Source organism: Dendronalium phyllosphericum CENA369, assembly GCF_016056275.1.
Taxonomy (GTDB): Bacteria; Cyanobacteriota; Cyanobacteriia; order Cyanobacteriales; family Nostocaceae; genus Dendronalium; species Dendronalium phyllosphericum.
The window spans coordinates 21,861-28,655 of sequence record NZ_JAECZA010000055.1 but is presented as its reverse complement, the minus strand read 5'-3'; the positions used below and the strand labels follow the sequence as shown (position 1 = coordinate 28,655).

Annotated in this window: 4 protein-coding genes; 1 reads left to right on the top strand and 3 read right to left on the bottom strand. The window is 42.1% G+C overall.

From position 1 onward, the window contains the following. Positions 1-319 precede the first annotated feature (319 nt). From I8752_RS13935 to I8752_RS13925, 3 genes are all read right to left on the bottom strand, one after another. Entirely contained in the window at positions 320-2,326 is a 2,007-nt protein-coding gene (locus tag I8752_RS13935) for an ABC transporter ATP-binding/substrate-binding protein (RefSeq protein WP_214432916.1), read from the bottom strand. A gap of 122 nt (positions 2,327-2,448) precedes the next feature. Next, positions 2,449-3,288, bottom strand: coding sequence for a nitrate ABC transporter permease (gene ntrB, locus I8752_RS13930; RefSeq protein ID WP_214432915.1), 840 nt, complete (start codon positions 3,286-3,288; stop codon positions 2,449-2,451). A 56-nt stretch (positions 3,289-3,344) separates the two neighbouring features. After that, positions 3,345-4,721, bottom strand: a complete 1,377-nt coding sequence (locus I8752_RS13925; protein WP_214432914.1) for a CmpA/NrtA family ABC transporter substrate-binding protein — start codon at positions 4,719-4,721, stop codon at positions 3,345-3,347. 579 nt (positions 4,722-5,300) lie between these two features. Between I8752_RS13925 and I8752_RS13920 the strand changes: the two genes are divergently transcribed. Next, positions 5,301-6,758 (top strand): protein adenylyltransferase SelO, encoded by a 1,458-nt coding sequence (locus I8752_RS13920; protein ID WP_214432913.1) that lies wholly within the window; start codon positions 5,301-5,303, stop codon positions 6,756-6,758. Positions 6,759-6,795: the final 37 nt, after the last annotated feature.

Genomic DNA, 6,795 nt, shown 5'->3' with positions numbered 1-6,795 from the left:
TAATGGAGTTCAGAGACTCTTTAATGGAGTTCAGAGACTCTTTAATGGAGTTCAGAGACTCTTTAATGGAGTTCAGAGACTCTTTAATGAAGTTCAAAGACTCTTTAATGGAGTTCAAAGACTCTTTAAGGCAATACGGTTTAGTTAAGGTTGACTCTTTGTCAAAATCAATTTTTTTTAACGAACCGCTAAGGACGCAAAGAACGCAAAGGAAGAGAAGGAAGAAATGCTTAATTGAGATGTATTACTTGTTAATAGAGTTTAAAGGCTTGTGCGTGATGTCATATTTCTTCCACTGCCTCTTTTTCTGACGATTCTTTTATGAAGCGAGTTTTCTTCTTGGTGCATCAAGAATAACTTCCGCGACTGAAAAATCACGTTTAATTTTCAAGCTGTTAAGATAGGCAATTGGGTCGTCAGCGTTAAAGGGATTACCATCAAACAGTTTGATGGGTTGGCGAATGTAGCTAATATCTAAACCTAATTCCCGTGCGGCGGTACTGAATACACGCACTCGACACACGCGTTCGACAACTTCCACCCAATTTCTGGGAAAGGGAGTGTCACCCCACCGCGCTAATTGACTCATAATCCAAATTTGTTCAGTGCGACTGGGACGATTAATGGCAGACTCGGAATAAAACTGGTGATGGGCATAGTCTCGTAGGGGATGCTTTAAGTCACAGGTGAGACTATCTGGATCTTCGAGTTGGATATATTCTAAATCAGTGCTGACATACTCTCGCCCTGCTAAAATTTGCCGAATCTCTTGGGCATTGTCGGGATTTGCACAATATTGACAAGCTTCTAGCAAGGCTTTGGTTAAGGCAATGTGGGTATTTGGATAAATTTCTGCCCAATCTTCCCGCACGCCGAGAACTTTACCGGGGTGTCCTAGCCAAACTTCTAAGTCGGTAGCGATGGTAAAGCCAATACCTTCGGCGGCGGCGCGATAGTTCCAAGGTTCGCCGACGCAGTAACCGTCAATGCTGCTAGCTTGTAAGTCAGCTACCATCTGGGCCGGGGGAATAGTCTTCATATCTACATCGGTGTCGGGGTCAATTCCACCAGCCGCTAGCCAGTAACGCAGTAGTAAGTTGTGCATAGATGCGGGATGCACTACTCCCATTGTGTGTCTTTGGTCGCGGGTGCGAAGCAGGTATTTTTTGAAGTCTGATAAAGTTTGTACGCCTTGGTCGTAAAAGCGTTTTGCTAAGGTAATGGCGTTACCGTTGCGGGTCATGGTGAGGGCGGTGACAACGGGCAAAGGTTGGTTGTTGTGTCCTCCCAAAGTTAGCCACATCGGCATCCCCGAAGGCATTTGCGCCGCATCCAAATAACCGCCAGTCATGCCATCAACTATACCCCGCCAGCTACTTTCCCGCACGAGGTGAACTTCATCTAAACCATGCTTGACAAAAAAGCCTTTTTCTTTAGCAACTGCTAAGGGGGCGCAAGCGGTCAGAGGTAAAAAGCCAATTTCTAAGTTAACTTTTTCTAACCCATGACGGGCAATGTCCGCAGTTTTCCTGGCGCGAATCTTTTTAATGCGTTTTTGTTGGTTGAGGAAGTAAATCATCTCACTCCGCAAGCTGTAGTAGCTGGGATGTTCCACGACTTCCATGCGTTTGCGGGGTCTGGGAATATCTACTTCTAGAATGTCGCCAATTTTAGATTCGGGGCCGTTGGTTAGCATCACAATTCTGTCAGACAACAGCACCGCTTCATCTACGTCATGAGTCACCATTACCGCAGTAACTTCATTTTCTTCGCAGATTTGCATCAATTGTTCTTGCAAATTGCCGCGTGTGAGTGCATCCAAAGCCCCAAAGGGTTCATCTAATAGTAGCAACTTCGGGCGAATTGCCAAAGCGCGAGCGATCGCAACTCGCTGTTTTTGTCCGCCAGATAACATTCCCGGCTGTTTATCGGCATGGGGGCGCAACCCCACCATATTAATATGTTTTTCAACAATGGCTTGGCGATCGGCTGCTGGTAAGCCCTTCATTACTGAATCCACAGCTAGGGCAATATTTTCTCTCACTGTCCGCCAAGGCAGCAGCGAATAATTTTGAAATACTACCATCCTGTCTGGGCCGGGTTTAGTGATTTTTTGCCCTTCTAGAGTCACAACACCGTCAGTTGGCAAATCCAAACCCGCAATCATATTTAATAGTGTGGATTTACCGCAACCAGAGTGACCAATTAAAGAAACAAATTCTCCTTTTTTGATCTGGAGGTCGATGCCTTTTAAGGCAATATATTTGTCACCACCAGTTAAGTCAAAAACTTTACCAATTTGGTCAACAGCAACGAATATGCTCATATGTTTTTTGTGAGTTGTGAGAGACGCGATTCATCGCATCTGTACAATTTGTGTTAGTAGAGACGCGATTAATCGCGTCTGTACAAGAGTCAGTTGTTTTTCTATTAGCCACTGACTAATGACTATTTCTGTTCTGCTGGTAAAATTTTGTTTTGCAGCCAAGCCATCGCTTTATCTAGGAGCAACCCCACAACACCGATGTAAACTAGAGCTAAAATCACTTCGCTGACGTTGTTATTTTGATAGGCATCCCAGATGAAAAAGCCAATGCCGACAATACCGGACATCACGATTTCGGCAGCAATAATTGCTAGCCAAGCTAAACCGATCGCAATTCTCAAACCAGTAAAAATGTAGGGCAAAGCTGCGGGAATTAAAATGTTAGTGAAATATTCTTTACGGCTAAGTTGTAAAACTTTGGCGACGTTGTTGTAATCTTGGGGAATTTGGGTAACACCGACAGCGGTGTTAATTAAGATGGGCCAAATAGCGGTGATAAAAATTACAAACAGAGCTGCTGGTTCGTTTTGTCGCAAGGCTGCCAAAGAAATCGGAACCCAAGCTAAAGGTGGTACTGTCCGCAGTAGTTGAAAGATGGGATCTAAAGCTTTGGACATGGTTTTATTCACACCGATTAAAATGCCCAAGCCAATACCAACAACTGCCGCTAGGCTATAACTAAGAGCAACGCGTTGCAAACTAGCAAGAATCTGCCAAAATAAACCCTTATCTATGCCACCTCTGTCATAAAATGGCCAAAAAATCAATATCCAAGTATCTTGAATAACCTGTATCGGCCCTGGTAAGGTTGCGCCAGGAGTCCAAGCAAACAATTGCCACACGATGAGGAAGATGGCGATCGCAATTACTGGAGGTATCAGATCGGGAAATTGCTTTTGTAGTCGAGATATAAAACTACTATTAAATCTAGGGCTGACGGGACGTTTTTGAGCAAGTGCCATATATTTGGTTATCCTTTTGTTTTGGGTTCTTTTTGTTATTGACCAGCCAACAATGACTAAACTTTCTTAATTTTGAGACTCTTCAAATATTCTTCTGGTTTTTCTGGGTCAAACTTGATACCATCAAAAAACTCTTCTACACCACGAGATGTTTTTGTCGGAATATCGGCAGCAGCAATATTTGCTTCTTTTGCAGCTTCTTTCCAAATATCTTCGCGGTTAACTTTATTAATCAGTTCTTTGGCTTTAGCGGCATTATTGGCAATATAATCTTTTGGCAAAAATCCCCAGCGCACGTTTTCAACTATGAACCACAAATCATGACTTTTATAGGGATAAGAAACATTACCTTTTTCATCTTTCCAGTAGTAAGCTGCCATTGATTTATCATCAATTTTGCGACCGTCTCCCATGTCATACTTACCTTGGTATGGATCTGCAAGAATATCCGCTGAAGGCAGATTGAAATAATTACGTCCAGCAAGAATCTGCGCTGCTTCTTTGCGGTTGTCAAAATTATCTAACCACTGCTGCGCTTCCATAATTCCCTTTAAAATTGCTTTGGTTGCCTTGGGATTTTTGTCTACCCAATCCGCTCTCATCGCCAAATATTCTTCAGGATGATTCTTCCAAATCTCTGCGGTTAATGCTGCCAGATAACCGATTTTGTCTCGTACAAGCCGATAAGGCCAAGGGTCGCCAGTGCTGAATGCATCCATCGTTCCAGTCTTCATGTTGGCAACAGTTTGTGCCGCAGGTACTGTGAGTAGCTTTACATCTACATCTGGGTCGATACCGCCAGCAGCTAACCAGTAGCGAATCCACAAATCTTGGTTGACATGGGGAAAGGTAAATGCAGCAGTGAAGGGTGTTGAGGATTTGAGTTCTTTAAATAAAGACTTAGCGCTAGCCAGTTGTAAAGTAATACCTTTGCCTTGGTGTTTGCTAGCGATCGCAATTCCGTTACCATGTGTAATCAATTGACACAGCACATACATGGGAATTTTTTGATTTCCCTTAGTAATTAAACCTTCGGTAATCAAATGTGGCATTGGCATCTGCCATTGACCGCCATCAATACCACCACCAGCCGCACCAATCTCTACGTTGTCTCGCGCCGAACCCCAAGAAGCTTGCTTAGAAAGGTTAACATTGGTCATGCCATACTTAGCAAAAAAGCCTTTTTCTTTAGCAATAATTAAAGGTGCTGCTTCCACAATCGGGATATATCCTAGCTTGACTGTGGTAGTTTCTGGTTTTTGTTCGGCGCTGATATTGGCAACTGACTGAGCAGCTGGTATTGTTTGATTGCGATCGCCAGTCAAATTTTCCGGAGGATTTCCTAAACAACCTTTGAGGAATACAGCACTCGCAGATACACCAGCTGTGAAGATGAATTTACGGCGGGAAATTCGACCAAAAAATTCTGTCATAATTATTTCCTAAAGTTTGAATTTAAGTTTTCTCAGCATGAAAAATCAGGCAATCAAAACACAATGCTGATTGCACTAACAACAAAAAATTAGAGTTATAGCTCGCTCAAAAAATAGCTACATCATAGCAATCAGCTATCTTTATAACTAAAGCTTAACTTTGGTAGTTGGATGACTTGGACTCTGCTTTGATGCGGAGGCATCCCTTGATTGGATTGAAATTAGTTTACAGGTTTTAAAGCTCAAGTGGTTAACTTTATCAGGCTAATTATTAAATAAATATTAGATTGCTGTCATAAGTAAATGTTTATCATTCACGTGGAATTTAAGTAATAGGTTTTCATCTATCAATTCTTATTTATGATGATGATTATATTTTTGATATAGTTTATGAGTAGCAACTTCGACTCAGTGGAACTTAGTCATGCAAGTATAAATAATTTTTAATACCAACTATTGCACCGAAACTATAGATAGATTTTTTATACTCCCTTGCAGTCGAAACTTTAACTTTGTCATTCACGCTGAGGCTTGCGCCAGAGTTAGTATTGAGAGAAGAACAAATTAGCTTTGCTCGTAATGACTCTGGCTGAAACTCCCAACCCTCAAAATTCTCATAATCCTTTTCTCACCCTCAATTACGAACCAGCTTTGGAATCTTTGGGTGATGATTACTACGACGAAGTTGCAGCAGAGGAATTTCCCCAACACATTCTGCGTTGGCGCAATGACGCGCTGTTACCGCACTTAGCACTAGACCCCCAAGCAGTTGCAGACGAAGATTTCATCACCGCCTTTAGCAAATTTCAGGGTCGCAAACCATTTTTAGCACTGCGTTACCACGGCTATCAATTTGGTGAATATAACCCGAATTTAGGTGATGGTAGAGGCTTTCTTTACGGACAAGTACGCGCCATTGATGGGGAACTGTACGATTTTGGGACGAAAGGTTCTGGTAGGACACCTTATTCTCGCGGTGGCGACGGAATGCTGACACTCAAAGGCGGAGTGCGAGAAGTTCTAGCAGCGGAAGCGTTGCACTACTTGGGGGTTCGCACCTCACGTTGCTTAAGCATGATTGAAACTGGTTTACCTCTCTGGCGCGGCGATGAACCCTCACCTACCCGTTCATCTGTGATGGTCAGGATGAACAACTCTCATATTCGCTTTGGAACTTTTGAGCGCTTGCACTATCTAAAGCGTCCAGATTTAAGCAAAAAGCTGCTAGATCACGTAATTGAGTATTATTATCAACATTTAGCTTTAGAAGAAGATAAATATCCTTTATTTTACGCAGAATTAGTCAAACGAGTAGCGGAACTAGTAGCACAGTGGATGGCAGCAGGTTTTTGTCATGCAGTTCTTAATACTGACAATATGTCGATTACTGGCGAGAGTTTTGACTACGGCCCTTACGCATTTATTCCTACTTTTAACCCATCCTTTACGGCTGCATATTTTGATTATTACGGACGCTACTGTTACGGTCATCAGCCAAGTATTTGTAAGTTGAATTTAGAAATGCTTCAAGAACCGCTAAAGGCAATTATTGATAAAACCGACCTAGAAGCAGCATTGGCAAGTTTTAACGAGCATTATCATTCTAAATACCGCTCTTTAATGCTGAAAAAACTGGGTTTTGAACAGCTACCGCATCCTGAAGCCGATGAACTTTTACTTCTGACAATTCAATTTTTACAAGATAGCGAAGTTGGATATCATCAGTTTTTCTATGAAATGGCTCGTACTTTTTCATCTAAATGGCGAGACGAACCAGTATTTGTAATGAACGCATCAGATATTGTACCAGCACCAGGAGCATCAGCAATTTTTGATAATTGGTGCATACTTTACCATAAGATTTTAAATAATTTTGACTGCGATCGCCTAGATGTGATTGCCAAAACTCTAGCCGAAACTAACCCCAAAACAGCTTTATTAAGACCTCTAATTGAGTCGATTTGGGAACCAATTTCTCAGGAAGATAATTGGCAACCTTTTTATGAATTAGTTCGCCTAATTCAATCTCGGAGTTAGTTGTTAAAAGACAGTATTTAAATCTCTTCGAGCATCT